Here is a 25,111-nt window from a genome sequence, read left to right on the forward strand (position 1 = left end):
TCTGGCGGGCATGCGCAGAGGCACGTGTTTTCAGGTACGGATTCACTATGGGAGCAGTAAAGGTGTTTGAAGGGGTTATGGATAGATTGCGGGCGGTGCTGCTTGGGCTCCCCCGCCGTCAAAAGCGCCTATTGCAGGTGTTGACCGATGTCGTATTGGTCTGGGTTGCGTTATGGCTGGCGTTCGTTGTGCGTCTGGGCATCGACGAGATGGCGAACCCCATCCGCGACCACCTCTGGCTCTTTATCAGCGCGCAGATAATCGCTATTCCCCTGTTCATTCGCTTTGGTATGTACCGGGCGGTAATGCGCTATTTTGGCAACGATGCACTCATCGCCATCATCAAGGCGGTCAGTCTCTCAGCCCTGATCCTGGGTGTGGCGGTTTACTGGTACAGCAACCACCAGAATGTCGTACCCCGTTCGATCATCTTCAACTACTGGTGGTTGAGCCTGATTCTGGTGGGTGGCTTGCGTCTGGCCATGCGCCAGTATTTCCTCGGCGACTGGTTCACCGCTGCGCAACATGTGCCGTTCACCAATCGGGACGATGGATTGCCCAAGGTCGCGATCTATGGTGCCGGTTCCGCCGGTAATCAACTGGTTGCCGCTCTGCGTCTGGGCAAGATGATGCGCCCGGTCGCCTTCATCGATGATGACAGCAGCATCGCCGATCGTGTTATTTCCGGCTTGCAGGTGTACAAGCCCCGTCATTTGCAAAAGATGATAGATCGAACGGGGGCGCAAGAAATACTTCTGGCCATTCCTTCGGTGACCCGTGTGCGACGCCGCGAGATTCTCGGTTTCCTTGAAGAGTTTCCCTTGCACGTTCGAAGCGTTCCCGGGTTCATGGACCTGGCCAGTGGCCGGGTCAAGGTCGACGACATTCAGGAAGTGGATATCGCCGACCTGCTTGGGCGTGACGCGGTTCCCGCGCAGGAAGACCTGCTCGAACGCTGCATATCCGATCAGTCGGTGATGGTGACGGGGGCGGGTGGCTCGATCGGTTCCGAACTGTGCCGGCAGATTCTCGGTCTGCACCCGCGGATACTGCTGTTGTTCGAACATAGCGAGTTCAATCTCTACAGCATCCTGTCCGAACTGGAACAGCGGGTCCGTCGCGAGTCGCTGCCGACCAAGATCCTGCCGATCCTTGGGTCCGTGCGCAATCAGGGACAGATGCTCGACATTATGAAGACCTGGCGCGTCGATACCGTATATCACGCGGCGGCCTACAAGCATGTGCCCATGGTCGAGCACAACATTGCCGAAGGTGTGCTGAACAATGTTATCGGCACCCTGAATACTGCACAGGCTGCGCTGCAGGCCGGCATTGCCAACTTCGTTCTGATTTCCACTGACAAGGCGGTGCGTCCGACCAATGTCATGGGCAGCACCAAGCGTCTTGCCGAAATGACCCTGCAGGCGCTCAGCCGCGAGTTGGCGCCGGTCCTGTTCGGTGACAAGGGCAATGTGTCCCAGGTTAACAAGACCCGGTTCACCATGGTCCGTTTCGGCAATGTACTGGGGTCGTCCGGTTCGGTAATTCCACTGTTCCACAAGCAGATCAAGTCAGGTGGGCCTCTCACCGTGACGCACCCGAACATCACCCGGTATTTCATGACCATCCCCGAAGCAGCCCAGTTAGTGATCCAGGCGGGCTCCATGGGGCAGGGCGGCGATGTCTTCGTCCTCGACATGGGCGAGCCGGTACGCATAACCGAGCTGGCGGAAAAGATGATTCACCTTTCCGGCCTGAGCGTACGCTCTGACCGCAACCCGCACGGTGATATTGCTATCGAGTTCACCGGCTTGCGTCCCGGAGAAAAGCTCTACGAAGAGTTGCTGATCGGCGACAACGTTGCCGCTACCCGACACCCTATGATCATGACCGCCAACGAGGACTACCTGTCCTGGGATGTTCTCAAGGAGCGCCTGAGCGAACTGCTCAGGGCGATCGAAGTGGATGACTACAATCGGGTCAGGCAATTGCTGCGGGAAACCGTCAGTGGCTATGCGCCTGATGGAGAGATCGTCGACTGGATCTATCAGCAGCGGCGTCTCGATCCTTGACAACAAAAACGGCATCGTAAAGCTTGGTGCTGATTCGTTGAAATTTGATATGTACAACACAAAAAATCGATGCATGGAAACATGCATCAGTTTTTTATTGGTTTTGAAAAACAGAGCCCCTCACCATGGACTGGTCTCACAGCCACATGGCGTCGCAAGGTAAGGGTTGGTCGAATAGGCACTGCACTCGATTGGCGGACTATATGAAGTCGAACGCTAAACTTGGGGCATGAGCGATAAAGAACGCTGGCGAATACGCCAGGAAAAAGCGGCACCGATTATCAAAACATTGTATGCGATCCATAAACCCCACCTACCCAGTGGTGGGGCAACGGTCTACCGTGGCATCTGCGGCGAGCAGTTCCACGGTAGTAACGCTTCGTACTCTTCGACCGATGAGGCGTGCGGCAACCGCTCCAGTACGTGGCGCAGCCACGTATAGGGCTCTTGGCCGTTGACCTTGGCGGTCTCGACCAGACTGTAGATCTTTGCGCTGGCAGTGGCGCCGTTGACGGTATCGCTGAATAACCAGGCCTTGCGTCCGATGACAAACGGCTTGATCGCTCTTTCGGCCGCGTTGTTGTCGATGGGCAAATAACCCGCTTCGACATAGCGCTCCAGTCGGCTCCAGTTATTCGCCAAATAATGCACCGCCTTGCCTAATGCACTTTGCGGCGTCACCTGGGATTGGGTTTTATCCAGCCAGACTTTCAGTTGCCCCAAGATCGGCAGGCTCTTTTCCTGGCGAGCGATAAATCGCTGTTCATCATCGGCTTCCTTAAGTTCACGCTCGATCCCGTACAGCTTGTTGATCATCGTCAGTGCAATATCGGCCCGCCCGATCTTGCCCTTGGGCTGAACCTTCTGCGCGTCCACAAATTTGCGGCGCGCATGGGCCATGCACGCCAGGCGCTCCACACCCGATTGCAATGCCAAGGCGTTGTAGCCGGCGTAATCATCGGTCATGACATAACCGCGATAACTTTCCAGCAGTCGTAACGGCACCTCCTGCGCACGGCTGGACGTGTAGTCAAACAACACTACTTTGCGATCTGGCGGGCCGCTGGCCTGCACCCACATCCAGGATTGGCTGGTCGAGTCTCGATCCGGTTCCTTGAGGACCTGAACGCGAGTTTCATCGCAGTGGATCACCGTACTTTCCAGCAGCCGGTCACGCATCAAATTCAGCAGCGGCTGAAAGTGTTCGCTGCACTGGATGATCCAGCGCGCCAGCGTCTGACGAGGAATATCAATGCCATGTCGGCTCAGTACCGTTTCAAACCGGTGCAACGGCAAGCCATCGACGTGCTTGGTGGTCAGCAGCATGGCAAGAACACTCGGGCTGGCCATGCTCTTTTCGATCAATTGCGCCGGTTTGTCGGCGGTGACCGGTGCACTTTCACAACCACGGCAACCGTAGATCTTGCGGATATGTTTGATGACGCGGATCTGCATCGGCACGATATCCAGCTGTTCGCTGGTTTCTTCACTGATCACATGCTTGCGGCAACCGCAGGCACAGGTCAGTTCGTGTTTGGGTAGTTCGTGGATGACTTCGATACGCGGCAGATTGGCCGACAGTGGCTTGCGTTTGCCTCGGCGCGGTGTCGCGGCAACAACTTCTTCATCAGCGTCGCCAACCAACGGCATGGGTTCGCTTTCGGGCTCGTTGAACAAGGCCAATTGTGGCGTGTTGGGCTCGATGCTTTGCTCGGACTTACGCCCGAACAGACGGTCGCGCAACAGCTTGATCTGCTCTTTCAGGTCGACGATGTGGGTCTGATAAGCCTGGGCCGATTCCTCTTGGCGACTGAGTGCCTCAAGCAGCAGTTGCTTGAGCAAAACAGGATCATCAGGAAGGTCATCGGGCAGAGAAAATATGGCCCGGATTATACCGGGTCACGCCACGTAGCGCGGCGTCAAAACCTGATGAGGGCGGTTGCGCCAGAGGTCGAAACCGTCGAGTAACCAGTTGAGTTCCTGAACCGTCAGAACTATCGCCTCGTCGCTGGCATCGGGCGATGTTTTAAAGCGCTCGGATTCTAGGCGCTTGAGCCAAAGGCAAAAGCCGTTGCGCTCCCAGTACAAGATCTTCACCCGGTTCCGGGATTTGTTGAGGAAGACAAAAAGCACCGGGTCAAACACCGCGACCTTGATGTCCAGTTCGACCAGAGCGGCGAGGCCATCGATAGATTTTCGGAAGTCGACGGGCTTGGGGTAGAGATAGACTTTTTCGACTTTGGCGTCGGGTCTCATCATGGCGGGGCTGGCTCCGGAGAAAAACGGGAGCACAGCATCCGGTGTCAGGGGAACGCTTTGAATGTGTAGTTCATGGAGCGGTTACAAAACATTGCACGACTGGATGTTGGCCCAGCACGACCTTGTGCCCAACGGCTCTGCAACTGCCAAAGCCCCGACTACAGCCTTGAGTGCTAGATAGCGCTGTCCCATCAACCACAACCAAGCCGAGAACCAGATCAACTCGTGGGCGCTTGGATGCTCGAACTGGTTATTTGCCGGGTTGTTACGTAGTGGCAACGGGTGGCGGCGATCATGAGCTTGACCCAGCCGACACGGATAAACGTACATGACCCGTGGCTTAACTCAAGGACGTTTTGACTCGTCTGCCGCCAAAGCGAGCCAATTACCGCCACTTTGATGGGTGTCGGCCTGACTGGCGCAAGGTGAGTTGAGCGGATGCTTACGGCGGCTCAGCCGTAAGTGCGAGCAAACCGTATAGGCATCAGCCATGGTGACAGCCCTTTTTGAGGCGTGAGAAATTCAGATTTGGTAAAGAATCCGTTCCGCCAGATGTTTGACTCTCCAGAGTTACGATCTAGGTTTGAGAGGCAGTCAAGGAAACGCTGCCTTCGTTATCGATAACCCAAGGAGTTTCACCCATGCGCCACGCTTATCTTGCTTCGCTTCTGTTGGGCTGCCTCGGCATCTTCTCCCTGTCCATCAACGCGGCTCCGTCTGCCCCGGTGCCGGCGACAACCGTGATGGTGGAGCCTCAACAGCCTCTGATCGACCTGAATAAGGCCGATGTTTCAACGCTGCAAAGCCAACTGAGCGGTATTGGAAAAGCCAAGGCCGAAGCAATCGTTGCCTATCGTGAAAAGCATGGGGACTTTACTTCGGTGGATGAGCTTCTAGAAATCAAGGGTATTGGCAAAGCGTTGCTGGAGCGCAACCGGGACAAACTGAACGTGAACTGAACCTATAAAAAAGGATGAGGCCGATCTGAATAGATCGGCCTTTTTTGTAGAAGCTTGTCAGCGGTCCTGTGCTTCCTTCGCATCCATCTCCGCATTCCTTTCATGAACCCGCTTGAGCTGCTCTTCCGTAAGGGGCAACCTTTTGGCAGTGTCCCGGAGCATCATTAGGCCACCGACGATAGAGCCCATCGCCACCACCAGAATCAACCAAGCATACCAAGGCATGGCATTCTCCTTTGTACGGCGAAGATGGCCGTATCTGTAATTTCGAGTATAAGTTCTCTGTGTTGGTTCAATTATAGGGTGAGAGCGCTGCGTGGGAATTCGCTATCACTGGCCCCCGCTACGCCGCTGCATCGTTTACAATGCGCGCCGTTTTCGACTCGCCATGAGACCCTGCCCATGATCTTCTGCCAGACACCCCTGATTGTCGCCCTGGATTTTCCCACTCGTGACGCTGCGCTGAAACTGGCTGACCAATTGGATCCTACCCTGTGCCGGGTTAAGGTCGGTAAGGAGCTGTTCACCAGCAGCGCTTCGGGCATCGTCGAGACCCTTTGCAGCAAGGGCTTCGAGGTTTTCCTCGACTTGAAATTCCACGATATCCCCAACACCACGGCGATGGCCGTCAAGGCGGCTGCCGAGATGGGAGTGTGGATGGTCAACGTACATTGCTCCGGTGGGTTGCGCATGATGGCTGCCTGCCGCGAAGAGCTGGATAAACGCAGTGGACCGAAACCTCTGTTAATTGGTGTTACGGTGCTGACGAGTATGGGGCGTGAGGACCTGGCGGGCATTGGGCTGAGTGTAGAGCCAGAAGAGCAAGTCCTGCGTCTTGCTGCATTGGCCGAGAAGGCGGGAATGGACGGTCTCGTGTGCTCTGCACTGGAGGCCTCGGCACTCAAAATAGCTCATCCATCTTTGAAGCTCGTGACTCCAGGCATTCGGCCCGCCGGAAGCTCTCAGGATGACCAGCGGCGAATCATGACTCCACGCGAGGCTCTGGATGCTGGCTCTGACTATTTAGTTATCGGGCGGCCAATTAGCCAAGCTGCAGACCCGTCACAGGCGCTAGCAACTGTGGTTGCACAAATCAGGGCTGATGGGTGAATCCCATCAACCGCGGGTGTGCAAGGAGTGCAATCCAATCTGGGTTCAGATTGTGATTGGGTTATGGCGCATGAGTTTGCTCCAGCGTAGGGAAGGCTTCTCGATCACCAGATGAATACTGAGCGCTGCGAGGTAGGAGGTCAATGATGCAGCGGCTATGGCTGTTAGAGCCCCAGCCCCCTTCTCTACCAGGACATACATGATGGCATAGCCAAATAGTGCATGGACGACATACAGTGGATAACTGATATCAGCGAAGTGGGAAAGTAGCTTGTTGTTGGTGAAGCGATTTCTCAGCAGGTAGCAGATATGGAAGGCTGCGATAGCCAAGAGGTATCCTGACATCCATTGATAGGTATATCCAGCAGGTGTTGCAACTAGCAGCCAAAGTATTGGAATCAGGGAGCACACTAGCAATTGAATAATCCAAAACTGAGCTGTGCTAACTTTGTTGTTTAGTAGTGAGTAGTAGGTCATGCCAAGCAACAACATCAATCCCGATGCCATCTGTACGCCGACGAGATAATCTTTGAGCCTGAATGTCAATGCCGCTAAGAGTGAGATCACCAGTATTGCGATAATGTAGCGCCTAAAATCGAGTTGCATCGTTCGCGCACCCAGTACGCAGAGAGCTAGGTAGAAATATATTTCAACTTCCAAAGTCCAACTTATACCGTCTATTCTCGATACGCCCAATGGGGCGCGGGTTATCACACCGAAGTGGGCAAGGATGTCAAACAATGAGAAGTTGTAGGTGCTATGTTTATAAGCGGCAAGCACATATAGCATTACCATAGTAAACGAAAAGCCAGCTATATATACGGGGTATATCCGGAGTGCTCGCCGATATAAAAAAATTTTATTGCTGCTATTCTTCAGTGAGAACGGGATTACCAAGCCGCTGACGATAAAGAAAACACCCACTCCGAACTGGCCTAGGATGATGCAGTGATTGGCAAAGAACGATAAGACTTTGGGTATCTCCGGTAGGTTGGTTAGCTTGGGGACCCCCAATAAGTGGCATATCAATGGGTTCATTACCCAAAATATTCCGGCAAAGTGTGACAGGAGTACAGAGATGGCTGCAAAACCACGCAACGTATTTGCAAATATAATCCTGTCACTCATGAATGTCTCGGTTATAGGCTGAATAGTGGATGTCTATGTAGGGGGCGAGTCGTTTTCAGCCTCGCCGGGGAGCGGGAATGATAGCTCAATGCTGGCGGTTGTCGAGTATTCTATTTGATTCTCCGACAGTAAATAAATAGAGGGCATCTGGGGCTTTATGCTTGGGAGGTAATTGGTTGTACTGAGACGATGTTCAAGTTTTCAGCACCAGTTTGCCGAAGTTCTCACCGCTGAATAGCTTCAACAGCGTCTCGGGGAAGGTTTCCAGCCCCTCCACAATGTCTTCCTTGCTCTTGAGCTTGCCGCTTGCCAGCCATCCGGCGATTTCCTGGCCGGCCGCGCCATACTGCGCGACATGGTCCATCACCACGAAGCCTTCCATACGGGCGCGGTTGACCAGCAGCGACAGGTAGTTGGCCGGGCCTTTTACCGCCTGTTTGTTGTTGTACTGGCTGATGGCACCGCAGATCACTACGCGGGCCTTGAAGTTCAGGCGGCTGAGCACGGCGTCGAGGATGTCGCCGCCGACGTTGTCGAAATACACGTCCACCCCTTTCGGGCACTCGCGTTTCAGGCCTTCCAGCACGTCTTCGGCTTTGTAGTCGATCACCCCGTCAAAGCCCAGTTCTTCTTTCAAGTAAGCGCATTTCTGCGCACCACCGGCGATGCCCACCACGCGGCAGCCTTTGATCCTGGCGATTTGCCCAGCGATGCTGCCCACTGCGCCGGCGGCACCGGAAATGACCACGGTCTCGCCTTCCTTGGGCGCGCCGACGTCGAGCAGGGCGAAGTACGCGGTCATGCCGGTCATGCCCAGCGCCGAGAGGTAGCGGGGCAACGGCACCAGTTTTGGATCAACCTTGTAGAAGCCCTGCGGCTCGCCGAGGAAATAGTCCTGTACGCCCAGTGCACCGTTCACGTGATCGCCCACGGCAAACTTCGGGTTACGCGAGGCGATTACTTCACCGACACCCAGTGCACGCATGACCTGGCCGAGGCCGACCGGCGGGATGTAGGACTTGCCTTCGTTCATCCAGCCGCGCATGGCCGGGTCGAGGGACAGATAAAGGTTCTTCACCAGCACCTGGCCGTCGGCGGGTTCGCCTACCGGCACCTGCTCGTAGCTGAAATCTTCCCGGCTCACGGCGCCCACCGGGCGTTTGGCGAGCAGGAAGCGGCGGTTGGTCTGGGCAGTCATGGGAGCCTCGCAAGGGTTGGGCAAAAGCTTTGTGATAGACCTTCGCGGCGCGCTCGGCAAGTTCGGTGTTCGCGGCGAATACCTGACTATCGAGCAAGGTGATGAAGCGCCGTGTTGATAATCACCTGTTCTCATAGTGCATCAACCGGAACCCTGATGATGCTGCCCATCCGCTCTATCGGCTGACTAGACTCACGCCACTTTCCTCACCTTGTTGCAGGAGCTTTCGATGAGTATGACGTTTTCCGGCCAGGTCGCTCTGGTCACCGGTGCCGCCGCAGGTATCGGCCGTGCCACGGCGCAGGCGTTTGCCCGGCAAGGGCTGAAGGTGGTGGTGGCCGATCTGGACGTAGCGGGTGGCGAGGCCACGGTGGCGTTGATCCGCTCAGAAGGTGGCGAGGCTATCTTCGTCGCCTGCAACGTGACCAAGGATGGCGAGGTGCAGCAGTTGCTGGCGCGGACCGTCGAAGCCTATGGTCGCCTGGACTACGCCTTCAACAACGCCGGTATCGAGATTGAGCAGGGCCGCCTGTCAGAAGGCAGCGAGGCGGAGTTCGACGCGATCATGGGCGTCAACGTCAAAGGCGTGTGGCTGTGCATGAAGTACCAGTTGCCGCTGATGCTTGCCCAGGGCGGCGGCGCGATCGTCAATACCGCTTCGGTTGCCGGCCTTGGTGCGGCGCCGAAGATGAGTATCTACAGCGCCTCCAAGCACGCGGTGATTGGCCTGACCAAGTCCGCTGCGATCGAATACGCCAAGAAGCAGATCCGGGTCAACGCCGTCTGCCCGGCGGTAATCGATACCGATATGTTCCGCCGTGCCTACGAGGCCGATCCGCGTAAGGCGGAGTTTGCCGCGGCGATGCACCCGGTTGGCCGCATCGGTAAGGTCGAGGAAATCGCCAGTGCCGTGCTCTACCTGTGCAGCGACGGCGCTGCGTTCACCACCGGCCAGGCCCTGGCGGTGGACGGTGGTGCCACGGCTATTTGACGGCCAGCATGGCCTGGACCGCGGCGTTTCTGCTGGAGCGCAGCAGGGCGCCGGCGACCACCAGGCAACCCACCAGCAACAAGGCGCCGAACAAGGTCAAGGCGGTGCCGGCACCGAAGCGGTCAGCCAACAGGCCGGTGAAGATCACCGGCAGGCTGAAGCCCAGATAGGCGAGCAGGAAGAATCCGGCGCTGGCGCGGGTTTTTTCTGTTCTCGCCAGCGCATTGACCGCCGACAGCCCGCCCAGATAGATAAACCCGTAGCAGGCACTGCTGGCCCCGATTGCTCCCAGCAACACAGCCGGCAATGTGCCGCTATGCGCGCCCCACGCCAGCAGTGCGTAACTGCATGGCAGCACCAGCAAGCCCAGTCCGGTCGAGCGGGCTGGTGTCATGCGTCGTGCCAGTGGCTGGAACAGCAGGCCGCAACTGATGACACAGAACGTCGACATCCCCGACCAGTTGGCCAGTTGATGGCGTGCCAGGATCGACGGCATCAGAGCGATGACCAGGCCGACACAGCCCCAGGCCAGCAGGATCGCCAGGCCGTAGGGAAGGCTTCCCGTCGGGTAGAACGGCAGGCGCAGCAGCGCGGTTTGGCGACGGACGCCAGGATCCGGCAACCCCAGTACCGCCAGCAGCGCAACCAACGCCAGACCCAGGTGCAGCGCAAAGCTGCCGGGTACGAGTGTGGGACCTTGTAGCAGGAACAGGCTGGTGACCGCCGCGCCGAGGCCAAAGCCGAGCGAGGTGCTGGCAGTGACCCGATTGGCTGCGGCGCGGTTGTCGCCGTTGCGCATCAATTCGCCCATGTACGCGGTGCCGGTAGCCGATGCCAGCGCAGTCCCGACGCCCAGCAGGGTGCGGGCGAAGGCCAGGGTGGTCAGGCCGGGCGCGAGCATCGTCAGCACCGTGGCCAGCATCGACAGGCAGAGCGCCGCAATGATCAGCGGCTTGTGGCCGACCCGGTCCGCCAGTCCGCCGAACAACAGCAGTACCGGCAGGACGCCGACGACATAACCGGAAAAAGCGACCGCTGTCGCCGCCGCTCCCTGGCCGGAAAGCGCCGCGTAGGCGGTGTACAGCGGGGCCTGGAGATTGACGGCAAAGGTGACCAGGCACAGGGCGAAAGCCAGTATGGCGGACGCATGGCGGGTAATCATGGGGGACTCCTTGTAGTGACAAGGCGATTTTCGGGTGACCGTTGGCAGGGGGAAAGGCACACCTCCGGGTCTTTTGTGATTAACTGTTCGGCCAAAATAACCAAACACCTGAACCATGAAACTGAACCTTGATCGGCAATTGACGGCCCCGCTGGTACAGCAGTTGGCGGATGGCCTGCAGGGCTGGATTGCCGCCCAGCGGCTACGTCCTGGCAGCCGTCTGCCGTCGATTCGTCATTTGGCGAAAGAGCAGGGCGTCAGCCAGTCCTGTGCCATCGAGGCCTACGACCGGTTGGTATCGCAAGGCTGGCTGGAGGCGCGTCACGGTGTCGGGTTTTTCGTCGCCGAGCGTAAGGGCCAGGCGCCTTTCGCCGAAGAACCGCACTGGGAAGAAGGCATCGACGGGCGCTGGCGGTTGTTCAGCGACGACCGTGACGCGTTGCTCAGGCTTGGCTGTGGCTGGCTGCCGGACAACTGGCGGCAAAGCGAGGAAATTGCCCTGGCAATTCGTCAGGTCAGTCGCGGTGCGGAGCAGGATCTGTTCGGCTACGGGCCGCCGTTGGGGCTCACGGCCCTGCGCCAGCAGGTGCGCAAGCGCCTCGGATTGTTGGGTATCCAGGTACGGCCCGAGCAGATTCTCACCACCCAGGGTGCCAGCCAGGCCCTCGACCTGCTGGTGCGCACTTTGCTCAAGCCGGGCGATACCGTGCTGGTGGAAACGCCCGGCTATTACAACCTCTACAACCTGCTGCGCCTGCACGGTGTGCGCATGCTGCCGGTGCCGCGCACGGTGGACGGCCCCGATCTTGAGGTGATGGCTGATCTGCTGCGCGAGCACGCCCCGGGTTATCTGTTCATCAACAGCCTCTACCACAATCCCACCGGCACCAGCCTGAGCCCGCGCACCGCCCAGCGTTTGCTGGAACTGGCCGGCGAATTCGACGTGCGGATCATCGAGGACGATATCTATGCCGACTTTCAGGACAGCCAGGCTACCCGCCTGACGACCCTCGACAGTCAGCAGCGGGTGATTTACCTCGCGAGTTTTTCAAAGACCCAAAGCAGTTCGCTGCGGGTCGGTTACCTCGTCGCCGATGCGGGGCTGATCGCACGCCTCGCCGAGGTGAAGATGATCACCGGGATTGGCACGTCGCGGTTTGCCGAGCAGGTGCTGGCGCAACTGCTGGCCAGCGGGGTGTACCGCAAGAGCGTGCAGCGCTTGCGCGTGCGTCTGGCCCAGCATATGGCCACTGCGTTGCGCCTGCTCGAGGCCACCGGCTGGGAGGTTTTTGCCGAGCCTTACGGCGGCATGTTCGTCTGGGCCCGCTGCCCGGGTGTCGACTCCAGCGCGCTGCAACAGATCGCCCAGCGCGAAGGCGTCGTGCTCTCGCCGGGTTCGGCATTCGATCCGGAGGGCGCCGACAGTGACTGGCTGCGGATCAATGTTGCCTACACCCAGGATGTGCGTGCTCAAGCGTTTTTTCAGACGGTTGGCCAACTATCGTCGCGACGACCTTCAGTTTCCTGAAAACGACGGCTCCGTAGCTTTTTGCCATTATTCCGGCGCCGGTGTCTTGTGCTGCCACGGGCGCCATTGCCACTCTGCACCCTTGGCGATGCGGCGAGTTTTCCAGGGGCAGAAGGGGGCAGCGAGCAATGAAATCGGGCGCAAATGGTGGTTTCGCCAACCTGGGCATGGCCCGCAAGCTGGGGCTGGGATTCACCCTGGTGCTGTTATTGACGGCGGTCGTGGCCGCGATCGGTATTGCCGCGCTGTATGGCCTCGGCCAACGCGTCGATGGGCTCAAGCAGATGACCACGTTCAACAACGGGGTGCTGGCCCTGCGCCTGGACGAACAGCGCTTCGCCCAGCGTTCTGATCCCAAGGCCGCCGAAGCACTGCGCAAGGGCGTGGAGGCCTTGAGCGCCCAGGCCGGGCAGTTGCCGGAACTTGCCAGCAGCGATGTCGGCGCCGAGCTGAATGCCTACCGCCAGGCCTTCGACCAATTCGTCGAGTTGACCCAGGCCAAGGAGCTGGCGCTGGACATGGCCAGTTGGTCGGTGTCGAGCGTTGCCAACAACCTGGACGTGTTGCAGTCCGGGCTGGCGGACGATGGCACCTGGACGCTGAAGGACTCCCAAGGCCAGAAGGGCGCCGAGTTCGTCGAGCAGGCCGGCCAGGTCGGTCAGGTGGCGCGGCTGATGCTGCAGGCGATGGATGAGGCGCGGGTGCGCCTGGAGCAGAGCCGCAAGGGCGCCGATGATGTGCGTCAGGGGCGCATCGAGCAGGCTGACCAGGCAGCGGAACTGGCCGCGCAACTCAAGGGCAGTATCGAAGACCCCGGTTATCAGAGCGTACTCGGCGAGGTGACCACCCACATCGCCAGCTTTGGCGAGAAGCTTGGTGAATACACGGACCTGCTGGCCCGCGAGGAGCAACTACGCCAGCAGTTGCAGGCGCGCGCCGAACAGGTCACGGCGCGGGTCGAGCAGATCAACGCGGCCATCGATGCCGGAATGCAGGCCGAATTGAAGCGCAATGCCTTGCTGATTCTGCTGTCGTCATTGCTGGCACTGCTGGTGGGCATTGTCGCGGCGATCCTCATTACCCGGGCCATCGTGCTGCCGCTGCGCCGGGTGATCAGCCGTGCCCAGGAAATTGCCGCAGGGGATTTGCGCGGCGAAATCAACGTCGATCGCCGTGATGAGGTGGGGCAGTTGCTGCTGGCCATGCAGCAGATGGGCAGCGGCCTGAGCGGCATCGTCAGTGGTTTGCAGTCCGGGATCGACAAGTTGGCCAGCAACGCCCACACCTTGTCGGCGGTGACCGAGCAGACCAACCGCGAAGTCAGCAGCCAGAAAGAAGAAACGGATCAGGTTGCCACCGCCATGCAGGAGATGACGGCCACCGTGCACAGCGTTGCCCGTGATGCCGAGGAGGCTGCGCAAGCCGCGCAATCGGCGGACGGCAAGGTGGAAAACGGCCAGCAGGTGGTGCGCCAGAGCATGCAGCGCATCGAGCGACTGGCCAGTGCCGCCGATTCGGCCAGCCACAGCATCGAGACCCTCAGTGCCGAGATTCAGCACATCGGCTCGGTGCTGGAAGTGATCAAGAGCGTCGCCGAGCAGACCAACCTGCTGGCGCTCAACGCCGCCATCGAAGCTGCCCGCGCGGGTGAGCAGGGGCGCGGTTTTGCCGTGGTGGCGGATGAAGTGCGGGCCTTGGCCAAGCGCACCCAACAGTCCACCGAAGAAATCGAGCGCCTGGTCAGCAGTCTGCGGGCCAATGCCCAGTCATCGGTGACGCAGATCCAGAACAGTGGCGAACTGGTCAAGCTGGCGGTGGCTGATGCGCTGCAAACTGAAAGTGCGCTAGGCAGCATCGCTGCGGCAGTGTCGGTGATCCAGCAGATGAACCAGCAGATTGCCGCGGCCGCGGAACAGCAGAGTTCGGTGGCCGAGGAGATCAGCCGCAGCGTGACCCAGATTCGCAGCAGCGCCGATCAGTCGGCGATGGCCATGCAAGGCAACGCCAGCTCGAGTATCGAGCTGGCGCAGTTGGGTGCGGAGTTGAAAGGGATGGTCGGGCATTTCCGGATCTGAGTCCGGAAATGCCTGTCAGGCGCTTTTACGCCAGTTGAGGATCAGCAGCGTTAACACGCCAGCGACGATGCCCCAGAAGGCCGAGCCGATGGAGAACAGCGTGAAGCCCGAGGCGGTGACCATGAAGGTGATCAGCGCCGCTTCGCGTTCCCTGGCTTCGTTCATCGCCACGCTGAGGCCGTTCATGATCGAGCCGAACAGTGCCAGGGCGGCAATCGACAGCACCAGTTCCTTGGGCAGGGCGGCGAACAGCGCCGCCAGGGTGGCACCGAAGGTCCCGGCGATGCCGTAGAAAATCCCGCACCAGACCGCTGCGGTGTAGCGCTTCTTGGGGTCTTCATGGGCATGCGGCCCGGTGCAGATTGCCGCGCTGATCGCCGCCAGGTTGACCCCGTGGGCGCCGAACGGTGCCAGCACCAGCGAGGCCAGGCCGGTAACCGAAATCAGCGGCGAGGCGGGCACTTGATAGCCGTCGGCGCGGAGCACGGCGACGCCGGGCATGTTCTGCGAAGTCATCGCCACCACGAACAACGGAATGCCGATGCTGATGGTTGCTGCGAGGGAGAAGCTCGGCGTGGTCCACACCGGTGTCGCCACTTCCAGCTTGAAACCGCTGAAGTCCAGCAGGCCAAGCGCGCCGGACAGCGCCGTACCCACCACCAGCGCGGCGAGCACCGAGTAGCGCGGCGACACCCGCTTGATCAGCAGGTAACTGAAGAACATCCCCAGTACCAGGGTGGTGCGGTGCTGGGCGGCGACGAAGATTTCACTGCCGATCTTGAACAGGATCCCGGCCAGTAGCGCCGAGGCCAGCGACGCGGGAATGCGTTTGACCAGGCGTTCGAAACTGCCGGTCAGGCCGCAGATCACCACCAGCACGGCGCAGGTGATGTAGGCGCCAATGGCCTCGCCGTACGTCACGCCGCCGAGGCTGGTGATCAGCAATGCTGCGCCCGGCGTCGACCAGGCAACGGTCACCGGCGTGCGGTAACGCAGCGACAGGCCGATGCTGCACACCGCCATGCCGATGGACAGCGCCCAGATCCACGAGGAAATCTGTGCGCTGGTCAGCCCTGCGGCCTGGCCGGCCTGGAACATCAGCACCAATGAGCTGGTGTAGCCGGTGAGCATGGCGATGAAACCGGCGACCACCGCGGAGGGTGACGAGTCGGCCAGCGGCCGCAATTGTGCGGAGGTGGCGTCGGGCATGGCGAAATCCTTATACGGGTGTCAGCAGATTTTTCAGACTACCGTGCGACAGGGTGTCGATTGCAATACAGCAACCGTTGCATTTAACCGTACAGTCGCCAACCATGAAGGTCGGTTCGCTTTTGCAGAAAAGGGGGAGGGGCAAGATGTACAAGGTCTATGGGGATTACCAGTCGGGCAACTGTTACAAGATCAAGCTGATGCTGCACCTGCTCGATCTGCCCTACACCTGGCAGCCGGTGGATATTCTCAAGGGTGAGACGCAGACGCCGGAATTCCTGGCGATGAACCCCAATGGCAAGGTTCCGGTGCTGCAACTGGAAGATGGCACCTGCCTGTGGGAGTCCAACGCGATTCTCAATTTCCTCGCCGACGGCAGCGAGTTCCTGCCCTCTGAGCCGCGGTTGCGCACCCAGGTGCTGCAATGGCAGTTCTTCGAGCAGTACAGCCACGAGCCCTATATCGCGGTGGCGCGTTTCATCCAGTTCTATCTGGGACTGCCAGACGAGCGCCTGGAGGAATACCGCAAGCTGCACAAGGGCGGGCACAAGGCGCTCAAGGTGATGGAGCGGCAACTGGAAGTGACGCCGTATCTGGTGGGCGACCGCTATTCGATCGCCGACGTGGCGTTGTATGCCTACACCCATGTCGCGCATGAGGGCGGCTTCGACCTGAGCGCTTATCCGAAAGTGCGGGAGTGGCTGGCGCGGGTGGCAGAGCATCCGCGGCATGTAGCGATGGAAGGCTGACGTTCTTGTAGGCGCGAGCTCGCGAAGGCCTGCACAGCAGGCCCCGAAAGGATCAGGCAGCCGAAAAACGCTGGTCCAGATACGCGATGATCGCCTTGGACTCGTACATCCAGGTGGTCTTGCCGTCTTCTTCGATGCGCAGGCACGGCACTTTGATCTTGCCGCCTTCGGTGAGCAGGGCCTGACGATCCTGTTCGTTGTTCTTCGCGTCGCGCAGGGTGACCGGCACGTTGAGGCGGTGCAGGGTGCGGCGGGTCTTCACGCAGAACGGGCAGGCGTGGAACTGGTACAGGCTCAACCCGCGGGCTTCCTGCTCGACCCGCGCCTGGGCGGCGGGGTCACGCTTGCGTTTGGCCGGGCGGCTGATCCAGTCGAGAAAGACGATCACCTGGCCGAGGCCGACCCGCAGTGCTTTGACGATCATGGCAACTCCTCAAAATGAAAAAGCCGACCTGGACAGGTCGGCTCGCGTAACGCTCCAGATCACTTGATCAAGCTGAGAAACTCGCTGCGGGTCGCGGCGTTATCGCGGAATTCGCCGAGCATCACCGAAGTGATCATCGACGAGTTCTGCTTCTCGACGCCGCGCATCATCATGCACATGTGCTTGGCTTCGATGACGACGGCGACGCCCAGGGCGCCGGTAACCGTCTGCACCGCCTCGGCGATTTCGCGGCTCAGGTTTTCCTGGATCTGCAGGCGACGGGCATACATGTCGACAATCCGTGCCACCTTGGACAGGCCCAGCACCTTGCCGCTCGGGATGTAGGCGACGTGCGCCTTGCCGATGAAAGGCAGCAGGTGGTGTTCGCACAGCGAGTACAGCTCGATGTCCTTGACCAGGACCATCTCGCTGTTGTCGGAGCTGAACAGGGCGCCGTTGGTCACTTCTTCCAGGGTTTGGGTGTAACCGCGGCAAAGGTACTGCATGGCCTTCGCGGCCCGTTTCGGCGTGTCGAGCAGGCCTTCGCGGGAGACATCCTCGCCGAGCTGGCCGAGGATTGCGGTGTAGTTCTGTTCCAGGGACATGGATCTACCTGTGGTGTATTTCGCAAACGCGAAGGGTACGGCGGCTGTGGCGGCGCCGCAAGTCCGGCGTTACTCGTCGCGACCTTCGAGCATGGTCCGGCGCAGCATCACATACACCGCGCCGGTGCCGCCGTGTCTTGCCTGGCACGAGGTAAAGCCCAGCACTTGGGCGTGCTGGCGCAGCCAGGTATTGACGTGGCTTTTGATCATGGGGCGTTTGCCATCCAGGCGCACGGCCTTGCCGTGGGTGACGCGCACGCAACGGATTTCGAAGCGGGTGGCCTCGGCGAGGAAGGCCCAGAGGGTTTCGCGCGCTTTCTCGACGGTCATGCCGTGCAGGTCGAGGCTGCCTTCAAAGCCGATCTGGCCGAGCTTGAGCTTGCGCATCTGGCTTTCCTGGACGCCGTCGCGGCTCCAGTGCAGATCGTCTTCCGGGCCCACGTCGATGACGAACTGATCGGACAGACCGTCAACCACGGTCTGGTCGCTGCGCACCGTCGCGTTCTGCCGCAGGTTGTTCAGTTGCTTGCGATCAGTCTTGGGTTTGCCGGTGTCGGCGCGATCATGCTTGATCGGCTTGACGCCGCGCACCTCGCTCTTGAACAGGGAAAAATCGTCGTCTTGCATGTAGGTCTCCGCCGCGAGCGGCGCAGTTTACGCGAGTCCACACGCCGTTGCAGTCAATCGTGTTTTTTCATCAGGTGGGGCGACAGGTTCAGTTCGCGGCCGCGGCGCAGACGCAGGCGACGTCGGCGCCAGAGCCACACGCCCAGGTACAGCACCAGCAAACCGCCACCGAGCACCAGGCTGGCGGCGGCGGGGTTGGCATTGAGCTCGCCCAGTGCGGCGGGGTGGCCCAGCAGGCTGGCGGTTCCAGCCATGGCCAGCAGCACGCCGACGCTTGCCAGCAGGGCCGAAAACGCCGCGGCCAGGCGCGAACGCCAATTGCCCGGCTGGCGCGGACGCAGGCGTTTGGCGTCGAAACCGTCGGATATTTTCATTCCGATTTCCTCAGTGAATATCCGGTTTTGGACCGAAAGTCGTGGAGGTGGTTCCGCGCGCCAAGGGTCAGATCAGACTGTTGGTAGGGGTCACGCAGGCGAAGTTGTCGGCCATGATCGCCATTTCAGTCTGCTGGATCTGCGCGGCGGGGATCACGCCATCCTTGAACGGCAGGTCGCGGGTGGCGCAGGCGTCTTCGACCAGGGTGCAGCGGTAGCCGTAGTCTTTGGCGCGGCGCACGGTGGTGCTGACGCTGGAGTGGCTCATGAAGCCGCAGACGATCAGATCCAGGTGGCCGAGGTTCTGCAGGGTTTCATGCAGGCTGGTGTTCTTGAAGGCGTTGGGCATGCGCTTCTCGATGATGACTTCATCGCCCTGTGGCTCCAGGCCGGGGATGAATTCGCCGCGCGCACCCTGAGGATCGAACAGACCGCCGACGGTGCCCAGGTGACGCACGTGAATCACCGGACGACCGGCCTTGCGCGCCGCGTCGAGCAGTTTGCCGATGTTCGCCACTGCCTCGTCCATGCCCGACAGCGCCAGGGGACCGCTCAGGTACTCTTTCTGCGCATCGATAATGATCAGGCTGGCGTTGCTCAGTTTGGCGGGCGGATAGCCACGTCCGCTGAGGTGGAACATCGTCATTGGAACAGACATCAGGGGCTCCTTCGGGTAGGGCTTTTTACCTATTCTCCCCTGCTTGGACACTTATGTGAATCGCTTAGCGTACAAGTGGCGTGGTTAGTGGCTCTCAGCCATGTCAGCCAATCGCCCGTCGATGCAATTGCGGCCACTTGTTGCGCGAGGCTGGTAGAATCGCCGGTCGTCTTCCAAGGAGTCTGCCGTGATCACTTCCCGCCTGCGCACACTGCGCGACCACATTCGCTGGGCCGTCAGCCGCTTCCACGAGCATGAGTTGTTCTTCGGTCATGGTGCCGACAACGCGTGGGACGAGGCTCGGTTGCTGGTGCTGGGAGCGGTTCACCTGCCTTGGGAAGTGGCTGACAGCTATCTGGATTGCCGCCTGGAAGACGACGAACTGGTGAAGCTGCAACGCCTGCTCAAGCGCCGTATCGAAGACCGCGTGCCCACCGCTTACCTGCTGGGCGAGGCGTGGTTCTGCGGGATGTCGTTCATCGTCGATGAACGCGTGCTGGTGCCGCGTTCGCCGATCGGCGAACTGATCGAAAAGCGCTTCGAGCCGTGGCTGGCCGACGAGCCGGCGCGCATTCTCGACCTGTGCACGGGTTCAGGTTGCATCGGTATCGTCAGCGCCGAAGTCTTCCCCGAAGCCGAAGTGGTGCTGGCCGACCTGTCCTTCGAAGCGCTTGAAGTGGCCAACCAGAACATTGAGCGACATGGCCTGGAGCAACGCGTCTACACCGTCCAGGGTGACGGCTTCGCCGGCCTTCCGGCGCAGCGTTTCGACCTGATCCTGTCCAACCCGCCGTATGTCGATGCCGAGGACTTCGCCGACATGCCGGCCGAGTATCAGCACGAACCGGAACTGGGCCTGGCCTGTGGCAATGATGGTCTGGATCTGGTGCGGCGCATGCTGGCCGAGGCGGCGGACCACCTCACCGAGAAGGGCTTGCTGATCGTCGAGGTCGGCAACAGCCAGGTGCATGTCGAGCAGTTGTACCCGGAAGTGGATTTCGCCTGGCTGGAGTTCGAGCGCGGCGGTCACGGCGTGTTCATGCTCACTGCCGAGCAATGCCGCCAGCACCAGGCGCTGTTCGCTTCGCGGGTCTGATGGTGTTGTTGCGCGGGACGGCGTGTCAGCCAGTCCCGCGTTTCGCCCTCAGCGGTGGGTGGCGATCCAGATCAGCAAGCCGGCCTGGAACACTGCGAACGCCACCAGGCAGGTGATAGTGAACCGCAGGCCGCTGTCTTCGCGCCGGTACTTGGAAACCCGCTCGTCGCGCTCGCGCAGTTGCGATTCCTTCTCCTGCAACTTCTGATCGGCCTGCTGCAACATGTTGGCCGCTTCGATGATCTCGACCCGCTGCAGCTTGTCGGTATTCCAGCCGCCTTTCAGCTCGCCCACCTGGGTTTCGACGTAGCGCCCCTTGAGGTGCTGGGCGTCGGCGTATTCGACTTCCACGCCGTGGCTACGCAGCACATGGTCGCGGCGCAGGCGGGTGTCTTCGTTGAGTGCGTCCTTGTTCGCCAGGGCGCCGCCCTCGAGCCGGTAGTGCGACCACTTGCGCTGTGCCCACTGCACGGCCTGGGCCAGCATGAAGCGGCCTATTCCGCGGTTCAGTGGTTCGATCTGCAAGCCGCTGTCGGGGCCGATGGTCACCAGGCGCTTGTCGTGGTCGACACGGATATCCAGCACGTTCTGTTCTTTGCGCACTTTTTGCCCGGGCAGACGGATTTCCATGCGCAGCAGGCTGTGTTCCTTGCTGTGGCGCTCGGCATGGCCGAACTCGACGAAACGCAACGGACGCGCGCCGCTGTTGCGGTCGGTCGGCAGCGGCGCCAGGCGCAGCAACTGGAAATGTTCGGGCGCCAGGTCCGCCCAGGGCAGCGGGGCGGCTTCCGGAACAACCGGTTCGTCGGCCGCTGCGGTAGCGTCCTGGGTGGGTGCATCAGTCATCACAGGGTCCTCGTGTGCGCAACAGGCCGTCTACGGTGACAGCGCCTGCATCGGATTTATCGGCCGATTCGCCGAGGACTGGAGCCCGATTTGCTCAGGCGGATGTCAACTGCCGCACAAAAACCACGATCCGTTCGCCCAGTGCGCTGGCCAGGGGCAGTGCCGGATTGGTGTAGCTGTCGCGCTGCTGGCCCATGCCTGGCGGACTGATGCGCAGCATGTGGTTCATGCCATCGATCAGCGCAAGCTGCGCATCGGGCTTGGCCGCCTGCAGGGCCTTGGCGTCGGCCGGGCTGACCTGGATGTCGTTGCGGCCTTGAATGATCAGCGCCGGAATCTGCAAGCGTGCGAAGGCCGCCGCCGGGTCTTGGCTGAACAACGAAATCAGATAAGGCTGCACGCTGGGGCGCAGGGTATTGGCGAGTGCCGGCGGCACATCGCTGCTCGGCTGGCCGGCCTTGAGTTGATCGATCACCTGTTGCGCTTGCTTGAGTTGGGCCGGTGGCAGGCGTTCGGCCAGTTGTTCGCGCAGCACCTGGTCTACCGGCCGGCCGCTGCCGGCCAGGGCGATCACCGCGCTGGCGCCGGCCGGTTCCGCAGCCAGGCTGGCGATCAGTGCGCCTTCGCTATGACCGAGCAGGATCAGCGGGCCGAAGCGTGGGTCGGCCTTGATCTTGTGGCTCCAGGCCACGGCGTCGGCGACATAACGCTCGACGCTCAACTGACGTTCGTCCGGGGTCGCCGCCAGGCTCTCGGCAACGCCGCGCTTGTCATAGCGCACGCTGGCGATGCCCTGAGCAGCCAGTTGCAGGGCCAGACGCTTGAGAATGTCGATGCGCCCGATTGCAGGGTTGTTGCCGTCGCGGTCGGTGGGGCCGGAGCCAGCGATGATCAGCACCACCGGCGGCGGGGTGTCGCCGCGCGGCAGCAGCAGGCTGCCATGAAGAATGCCCTGGCCGGTGTCGAGGCTGACCGGGCGCTGGAACACGGCGGGGGCGGCGGCCTGGGCGAAGCCGGAAACGATCAGGAGGAGCAGGACGGCGAGGCGCGACATCATCGGGCTACATGCGGGGGGATGCCGGTTGGACCTGACCCCGTGCAGAAGGTTCGCCAGCAGGGATGAACTGAATGGTTAGCCTGCGTATACTGGCGGCCTTGTTCAAATCAGGCTGATTCGCGGAGCGTCCTGCATGTCCGGCAATACCTACGGCAAGCTGTTCACTGTCACCACCGCTGGCGAAAGCCATGGTCCGGCGTTGGTCGCCATTGTCGATGGCTGCCCGCCGGGTCTGGAGATTTCTCTGGAAGACCTGCAGCGCGATCTGGACCGGCGCAAGCCCGGCACCAGCCGCCACACCACCCAGCGCCAGGAAGCCGACGAGGTCGAGATTCTCTCCGGCGTCTTCGAAGGCCGCACCACCGGCTGCTCCATCGGTCTGCTGATCCGCAACACCGACCAGAAGTCCAAGGACTACTCGTCCATCAAGGACCTGTTCCGCCCGGCCCACGCCGACTACACCTATCACCACAAATACGGCGAGCGCGACTACCGCGGCGGTGGCCGCAGCTCGGCACGCGAAACCGCCATGCGCGTGGCGGCCGGTGCCATTGCCAAGAAATACCTGGCCAGCCAGGGCATTCGCATTCGCGGCTACATGAGCCAGCTCGGCCCGATCGAAATCCCGTTCAAGACCTGGGACTCGGTGGAGCAGAACGCGTTCTTCAGCCCGGACCCGGACAAGGTCCCGGAACTGGAGGCGTACATGGATCAGTTGCGCCGTGACCAGGACTCGGTCGGCGCGAAGATCACCGTGGTCGCCGAGGGTGTGATGCCGGGCCTCGGCGAGCCGATCTTCGACCGTCTGGACGCCGAACTGGCCCATGCGCTGATGAGCATCAACGCGGTCAAGGGCGTGGAAATCGGCGCCGGCTTCGCCTCGGTCGCCCAGCGCGGCACCGAGCACCGTGACGAGATGACGCCCGAAGGCTTCCTCAGCAATAACGCTGGCGGCATCCTCGGCGGCATTTCCTCGGGTCAGCCGATCGTCGCTCACCTGGCGCTCAAGCCGACCTCCAGCATCACCACGCCGGGCCGTTCCATCGACAAGGATGGCAACCCGGTTGAAGTCATCACCAAGGGCCGCCATGACCCATGCGTCGGGATCCGCGCCACGCCGATCGCCGAAGCGATGATGGCGATCGTGTTGATGGACCACCTGCTGCGCCACCGCGGGCAGAACGCTGACGTACGTGTGAGCACCCCGGTACTGGGCCAGCTCTGATGCCCCGCACTGCCCATCGCGCCACGGCTTTTTAGCCGTGGCGTTGCCTTACTGGCGCCTGTCCAGTTTCTACCTCTTCTATTTCGCCCTGCTCGGGTCTACCGCGCCGTTCCTGGCGCTGTATTTCGATCACCTCGGGTTTTCCAGCGCACGCATCGGCGAGCTGGTGGCCATTCCCATGCTGATGCGTTGCGTGGCGCCAAACCTGTGGGGCTGGCTGGGCGACCGCAGCGGCCAGCGCCTGTTGATCGTGCGCCTCGGCGCGCTGTGCACCCTGGCCAGTTTCGCGCTGATCTTCGTCGACAAGAGCTACGCCTGGCTGGCGCTGGTCATGGCCTTGCATGCGTTCTTCTGGCACGCGGTGCTGCCGCAGTTCGAAGTCATTACCCTCGCGCACCTGCAAGGCCAGACCGGCCGCTACAGCCAGGTGCGGCTGTGGGGATCGATCGGTTTTATCCTCACCGTGGTCGGCCTGGGCCGATTGTTCGAGTGGTTGAGCCTGGATATCTACCCGGTGGCGCTGGTGTGCATCATGGCCGGTATCGTCCTTGCCAGCCTTTGGGTGCCCAACGCCCAGCCGGTGGAGCAGGCCGAGCGGCCGTCCGGTGGCGGCTTCCTCAAGCAACTGACCCGCCCCGGCGTGCTGGCTTTCTACACCTGCGTGGCGCTGATGCAGCTCAGCCACGGCCCGTACTACACCTTCCTGACCCTGCACCTGGAAAGCCTCGGCTACAGCCGCGGCACCATCGGCATGCTGTGGGCGCTGGGAGTGCTGGCCGAGGTGCTGCTGTTCATGGTGATGAGCCGGATCCTGGCGCGGGTGTCATTGCGCCGGGTGCTGCTGGCGAGTTTCCTGTTGGCGGCGCTGCGCTGGCTGTTGCTGGGCAGCTTTGCCGAGCACTTGCTGGTGCTGTTGTTCGCCCAGCTGCTGCATGCGGCGACCTTCGGCAGTTTCCACGCCACCTGCATCGCCTTCGTCCAGCGCAGTTTCGGCGCGCGCCAACAGGGCCAGGGCCAGGCGTTCTACGCTGCGTTGTCCGGCACCGGTGGCGCCTTGGGTGCCCTATATGCGGGTTATAGCTGGAAGGCCCTGGGCCCGGGTATCACCTTTAGTATTGCCGCCGTCGCGGCGCTGGCCGCAGCCGTTATCATTGCGACCCGGTTGAAAGAGGACGCTATCTAGCGTCCGCATCACGTCTTGAAAGAACAGGAGTTGCCCTTGAGCATCCTCAGCGTTTATCACCAGTCCACCCCGGATACCCCCAACAAAGTCCTGACCCACGATGACGATATCGGCGCGACACTGGCCGAACAGGGCGTGCACTTCGAACAGCGGGAAGTGGCCGAGCGGATTCGTCCCGGGACTGCCGCAGAGGAGGTGATCGCGCTGCTGGATCAACAGCTCCAGGCGCTGAAAACCGAGTGTGGCGCGGTGGTGGAGGTATTCAGCGTCAATCCCGAGCATCCTCAGAAGGATGAACTGCGCGCTGGCTGGATCGACGAGCGTCGTCATTCGGCAAAGGGCGCGCACTTTGTCATTAGCGGGCGCGGCTTGCTGAATCTGCGAATCGGCGATTACGTGTATGCGCTGGTGGCGGAGCGGGGCGCTCTGGTCAGCGTTCCGGCGGGGACTGCGCACTGGTTCGATATCGGCGAGCAGCCGAACCTGGTGCTGGTGCGGTTGTTCCAAAGCGAGGAAGGACGGGCGGTGCACCTGACGGGTGATGAGAACGCCCGGTTGTATCCGGGGCTGGATGAC

General features: G+C 60.9%; 25 protein-coding genes and 2 pseudogenes. 13 read left to right on the forward strand and 14 right to left on the reverse strand.

What is annotated here, in order from left to right; genetic code table 11:
- Positions 1-47: 47 nt before the first annotated feature.
- Entirely contained in the window at positions 48-2,072 is a 2,025-nt protein-coding gene (locus NTD82_RS13100; RefSeq protein ID WP_262129029.1) for a polysaccharide biosynthesis protein, read from the forward strand.
- Between the two features lie 336 nt (positions 2,073-2,408).
- On the opposite strand, the gene tnpC is transcribed toward NTD82_RS13100, so the two are convergent.
- Together tnpC and tnpB are read right to left on the reverse strand one after the other, a co-directional pair.
- A complete protein-coding gene (tnpC, locus tag NTD82_RS13105; protein WP_262129046.1) occupies positions 2,409-3,953 on the reverse strand; it encodes an IS66 family transposase in 1,545 nt (514 codons plus the stop codon).
- An 18-nt stretch (positions 3,954-3,971) separates the two neighbouring features.
- Entirely contained in the window at positions 3,972-4,331 is a 360-nt protein-coding gene (gene tnpB, locus NTD82_RS13110) for an IS66 family insertion sequence element accessory protein TnpB (protein ID WP_262129030.1), read from the reverse strand.
- A 91-nt stretch (positions 4,332-4,422) separates the two neighbouring features.
- Between tnpB and NTD82_RS13115 the strand changes: the two are divergent.
- Both NTD82_RS13115 and NTD82_RS13120 read left to right on the forward strand, forming a co-directional pair.
- Positions 4,423-4,765, forward strand: a pseudogene (locus NTD82_RS13115) (hypothetical protein); the annotation flags it as partial.
- A 207-nt stretch (positions 4,766-4,972) separates the two neighbouring features.
- Entirely contained in the window at positions 4,973-5,290 is a 318-nt protein-coding gene (locus NTD82_RS13120; RefSeq protein WP_262129031.1) for a ComEA family DNA-binding protein, read from the forward strand.
- Between the two features lie 57 nt (positions 5,291-5,347).
- Here the strand turns inward: NTD82_RS13120 and NTD82_RS13125 are convergent, their stop codons facing one another.
- Entirely contained in the window at positions 5,348-5,515 is a 168-nt protein-coding gene (locus NTD82_RS13125) for a DUF2897 family protein (protein WP_262129032.1), read from the reverse strand.
- A 177-nt stretch (positions 5,516-5,692) separates the two neighbouring features.
- Here NTD82_RS13125 and pyrF point away from each other — a divergent pair, with 177 nt between their 5' ends.
- On the forward strand, positions 5,693-6,400 hold the full coding sequence (gene pyrF / locus NTD82_RS13130) for an orotidine-5'-phosphate decarboxylase (protein WP_262129033.1): 708 nt from the start codon (positions 5,693-5,695) through the stop codon (positions 6,398-6,400).
- Positions 6,401-6,445: 45 nt separating this feature from the next.
- Here pyrF and NTD82_RS13135 read toward each other — a convergent pair whose 3' ends face one another.
- Positions 6,446-7,528: an acyltransferase family protein gene (locus NTD82_RS13135; RefSeq protein WP_262129034.1), complete on the reverse strand. Its 1,083-nt coding sequence runs from the start codon at positions 7,526-7,528 to the stop codon at positions 6,446-6,448.
- Positions 7,529-7,721: 193 nt separating this feature from the next.
- A complete protein-coding gene (locus NTD82_RS13140; RefSeq protein ID WP_262129035.1) occupies positions 7,722-8,726 on the reverse strand; it encodes an NADP-dependent oxidoreductase in 1,005 nt (334 codons plus the stop codon).
- 229 nt (positions 8,727-8,955) lie between these two features.
- On the opposite strand from NTD82_RS13140, the gene NTD82_RS13145 reads away from it, so the two are divergent.
- Positions 8,956-9,717 carry an SDR family oxidoreductase gene (locus NTD82_RS13145; RefSeq protein ID WP_262129036.1) on the forward strand — a complete coding sequence of 254 codons (762 nt, stop codon included), beginning with the start codon at positions 8,956-8,958 and terminating at the stop codon, positions 9,715-9,717.
- Here NTD82_RS13145 and NTD82_RS13150 read toward each other — a convergent pair.
- Entirely contained in the window at positions 9,710-10,996 is a 1,287-nt protein-coding gene (locus tag NTD82_RS13150; RefSeq protein ID WP_262129037.1) for an MFS transporter, read from the reverse strand. The two genes, NTD82_RS13145 and NTD82_RS13150, sit on opposite strands and share 8 nt — an antisense overlap.
- On the opposite strand from NTD82_RS13150, the gene NTD82_RS13155 reads away from it, so the two are divergent.
- From NTD82_RS13155 to NTD82_RS29340, 3 genes and pseudogenes are all read left to right on the forward strand, one after another.
- Positions 10,995-12,407, forward strand: coding sequence for a PLP-dependent aminotransferase family protein (locus NTD82_RS13155; protein ID WP_262129038.1), 1,413 nt, complete (start codon positions 10,995-10,997; stop codon positions 12,405-12,407). The two genes, NTD82_RS13150 and NTD82_RS13155, sit on opposite strands and share 2 nt — an antisense overlap.
- Before the next feature lie 989 nt (positions 12,408-13,396).
- A pseudogene (locus tag NTD82_RS29335) lies at positions 13,397-13,570 on the forward strand (methyl-accepting chemotaxis protein); the annotation flags it as partial.
- Between the two features lie 207 nt (positions 13,571-13,777).
- Positions 13,778-14,482, forward strand: coding sequence for a methyl-accepting chemotaxis protein (locus tag NTD82_RS29340; protein WP_410017051.1), 705 nt, complete (start codon positions 13,778-13,780; stop codon positions 14,480-14,482).
- A gap of 15 nt (positions 14,483-14,497) precedes the next feature.
- On the opposite strand, the gene NTD82_RS13165 is transcribed toward NTD82_RS29340, so the two are convergent.
- On the reverse strand, positions 14,498-15,691 hold the full coding sequence (locus tag NTD82_RS13165) for a benzoate/H(+) symporter BenE family transporter (RefSeq protein ID WP_262129040.1): 1,194 nt from the start codon (positions 15,689-15,691) through the stop codon (positions 14,498-14,500).
- Between the two features lie 146 nt (positions 15,692-15,837).
- Between NTD82_RS13165 and NTD82_RS13170 the strand changes: the two genes are divergently transcribed.
- Positions 15,838-16,440 (forward strand): glutathione S-transferase family protein, encoded by a 603-nt coding sequence (locus NTD82_RS13170; protein ID WP_095155539.1) that lies wholly within the window; start codon positions 15,838-15,840, stop codon positions 16,438-16,440.
- Between the two features lie 52 nt (positions 16,441-16,492).
- On the opposite strand, the gene NTD82_RS13175 is transcribed toward NTD82_RS13170, so the two are convergent.
- From NTD82_RS13175 to NTD82_RS13195, 5 genes are all read right to left on the reverse strand, one after another.
- On the reverse strand, positions 16,493-16,864 hold the full coding sequence (locus tag NTD82_RS13175) for a glutathione S-transferase N-terminal domain-containing protein (RefSeq protein ID WP_262129041.1): 372 nt from the start codon (positions 16,862-16,864) through the stop codon (positions 16,493-16,495).
- 59 nt (positions 16,865-16,923) lie between these two features.
- Entirely contained in the window at positions 16,924-17,469 is a 546-nt protein-coding gene (folE, locus tag NTD82_RS13180) for a GTP cyclohydrolase I FolE (protein ID WP_095155541.1), read from the reverse strand.
- 69 nt (positions 17,470-17,538) lie between these two features.
- Positions 17,539-18,096, reverse strand: a complete 558-nt coding sequence (locus tag NTD82_RS13185) for a Smr/MutS family protein (RefSeq protein ID WP_110969306.1) — start codon at positions 18,094-18,096, stop codon at positions 17,539-17,541.
- A 53-nt stretch (positions 18,097-18,149) separates the two neighbouring features.
- A complete protein-coding gene (locus NTD82_RS13190) occupies positions 18,150-18,470 on the reverse strand; it encodes a hypothetical protein (RefSeq protein WP_262129042.1) in 321 nt (106 codons plus the stop codon).
- A 67-nt stretch (positions 18,471-18,537) separates the two neighbouring features.
- Positions 18,538-19,128 carry a cysteine hydrolase family protein gene (locus tag NTD82_RS13195; RefSeq protein ID WP_175653694.1) on the reverse strand — a complete coding sequence of 197 codons (591 nt, stop codon included), beginning with the start codon at positions 19,126-19,128 and terminating at the stop codon, positions 18,538-18,540.
- A 187-nt stretch (positions 19,129-19,315) separates the two neighbouring features.
- On the opposite strand from NTD82_RS13195, the gene prmB reads away from it, so the two are divergent.
- Complete coding sequence (gene prmB, locus NTD82_RS13200; protein WP_262129043.1) at positions 19,316-20,224, forward strand: 50S ribosomal protein L3 N(5)-glutamine methyltransferase; 909 nt, start codon at positions 19,316-19,318, stop codon at positions 20,222-20,224.
- A gap of 48 nt (positions 20,225-20,272) precedes the next feature.
- Here prmB and NTD82_RS13205 read toward each other — a convergent pair whose 3' ends face one another.
- Together NTD82_RS13205 and NTD82_RS13210 are read right to left on the reverse strand one after the other, a co-directional pair.
- On the reverse strand, positions 20,273-21,070 hold the full coding sequence (locus NTD82_RS13205; RefSeq protein WP_095155546.1) for a hypothetical protein: 798 nt from the start codon (positions 21,068-21,070) through the stop codon (positions 20,273-20,275).
- Positions 21,071-21,164: 94 nt separating this feature from the next.
- A complete protein-coding gene (locus NTD82_RS13210) occupies positions 21,165-22,127 on the reverse strand; it encodes an alpha/beta hydrolase (RefSeq protein WP_262129044.1) in 963 nt (320 codons plus the stop codon).
- Positions 22,128-22,260: 133 nt separating this feature from the next.
- Between NTD82_RS13210 and aroC the strand changes: the two genes are divergently transcribed.
- The 3 genes from aroC to NTD82_RS13225 form a co-directional block, all read left to right on the forward strand.
- Positions 22,261-23,352, forward strand: a complete 1,092-nt coding sequence (aroC, locus tag NTD82_RS13215; RefSeq protein ID WP_095155548.1) for a chorismate synthase — start codon at positions 22,261-22,263, stop codon at positions 23,350-23,352.
- A 37-nt stretch (positions 23,353-23,389) separates the two neighbouring features.
- On the forward strand, positions 23,390-24,535 hold the full coding sequence (locus NTD82_RS13220) for an MFS transporter (protein WP_175653689.1): 1,146 nt from the start codon (positions 23,390-23,392) through the stop codon (positions 24,533-24,535).
- A 36-nt stretch (positions 24,536-24,571) separates the two neighbouring features.
- Positions 24,572-25,111: acireductone dioxygenase (locus tag NTD82_RS13225; protein ID WP_262129045.1), on the forward strand; the 540-nt coding region annotated here is incomplete at its 3' end.

Origin of the sequence: Pseudomonas sp. 5P_5.1_Bac1, assembly GCF_025466015.1 — a bacterium.
Lineage (GTDB): Bacteria > Pseudomonadota > Gammaproteobacteria > Pseudomonadales > Pseudomonadaceae > Aquipseudomonas.

What these genes read in the sequence shown, in the direction of transcription:
- NTD82_RS13185 (WP_110969306.1), bottom strand. Translation starts at nt 18,096, where the DNA reads ATGCAAGACGACGATTTTTCCCTGTTCAAGAGCGAGGTGCGCGGCGTC.
- NTD82_RS13135 (WP_262129034.1), bottom strand. Translation starts at nt 7,528, where the DNA reads ATGAGTGACAGGATTATATTTGCAAATACGTTGCGTGGTTTTGCAGCC.
- NTD82_RS13100 (WP_262129029.1), top strand. Translation starts at nt 48, where the DNA reads ATGGGAGCAGTAAAGGTGTTTGAAGGGGTTATGGATAGATTGCGGGCG.
- pyrF (WP_262129033.1), top strand. Translation starts at nt 5,693, where the DNA reads ATGATCTTCTGCCAGACACCCCTGATTGTCGCCCTGGATTTTCCCACT.
- aroC (WP_095155548.1), top strand. Translation starts at nt 22,261, where the DNA reads ATGTCCGGCAATACCTACGGCAAGCTGTTCACTGTCACCACCGCTGGC.
- NTD82_RS13165 (WP_262129040.1), bottom strand. Translation starts at nt 15,691, where the DNA reads ATGCCCGACGCCACCTCCGCACAATTGCGGCCGCTGGCCGACTCGTCA.
- NTD82_RS13120 (WP_262129031.1), top strand. Translation starts at nt 4,973, where the DNA reads ATGCGCCACGCTTATCTTGCTTCGCTTCTGTTGGGCTGCCTCGGCATC.
- NTD82_RS13145 (WP_262129036.1), top strand. Translation starts at nt 8,956, where the DNA reads ATGAGTATGACGTTTTCCGGCCAGGTCGCTCTGGTCACCGGTGCCGCC.
- NTD82_RS13170 (WP_095155539.1), top strand. Translation starts at nt 15,838, where the DNA reads ATGTACAAGGTCTATGGGGATTACCAGTCGGGCAACTGTTACAAGATC.
- NTD82_RS13155 (WP_262129038.1), top strand. Translation starts at nt 10,995, where the DNA reads ATGAAACTGAACCTTGATCGGCAATTGACGGCCCCGCTGGTACAGCAG.
- NTD82_RS13125 (WP_262129032.1), bottom strand. Translation starts at nt 5,515, where the DNA reads ATGCCTTGGTATGCTTGGTTGATTCTGGTGGTGGCGATGGGCTCTATC.
- tnpB (WP_262129030.1), bottom strand. Translation starts at nt 4,331, where the DNA reads ATGATGAGACCCGACGCCAAAGTCGAAAAAGTCTATCTCTACCCCAAG.
- NTD82_RS13190 (WP_262129042.1), bottom strand. Translation starts at nt 18,470, where the DNA reads ATGAAAATATCCGACGGTTTCGACGCCAAACGCCTGCGTCCGCGCCAG.
- NTD82_RS29340 (WP_410017051.1), top strand. Translation starts at nt 13,778, where the DNA reads ATGACGGCCACCGTGCACAGCGTTGCCCGTGATGCCGAGGAGGCTGCG.
- NTD82_RS13210 (WP_262129044.1), bottom strand. Translation starts at nt 22,127, where the DNA reads ATGATGTCGCGCCTCGCCGTCCTGCTCCTCCTGATCGTTTCCGGCTTC.
- NTD82_RS13150 (WP_262129037.1), bottom strand. Translation starts at nt 10,996, where the DNA reads ATGGTTCAGGTGTTTGGTTATTTTGGCCGAACAGTTAATCACAAAAGA.
- folE (WP_095155541.1), bottom strand. Translation starts at nt 17,469, where the DNA reads ATGTCCCTGGAACAGAACTACACCGCAATCCTCGGCCAGCTCGGCGAG.
- NTD82_RS13140 (WP_262129035.1), bottom strand. Translation starts at nt 8,726, where the DNA reads ATGACTGCCCAGACCAACCGCCGCTTCCTGCTCGCCAAACGCCCGGTG.
- NTD82_RS13205 (WP_095155546.1), bottom strand. Translation starts at nt 21,070, where the DNA reads ATGACTGATGCACCCACCCAGGACGCTACCGCAGCGGCCGACGAACCG.
- NTD82_RS13175 (WP_262129041.1), bottom strand. Translation starts at nt 16,864, where the DNA reads ATGATCGTCAAAGCACTGCGGGTCGGCCTCGGCCAGGTGATCGTCTTT.
- NTD82_RS13195 (WP_175653694.1), bottom strand. Translation starts at nt 19,128, where the DNA reads ATGTCTGTTCCAATGACGATGTTCCACCTCAGCGGACGTGGCTATCCG.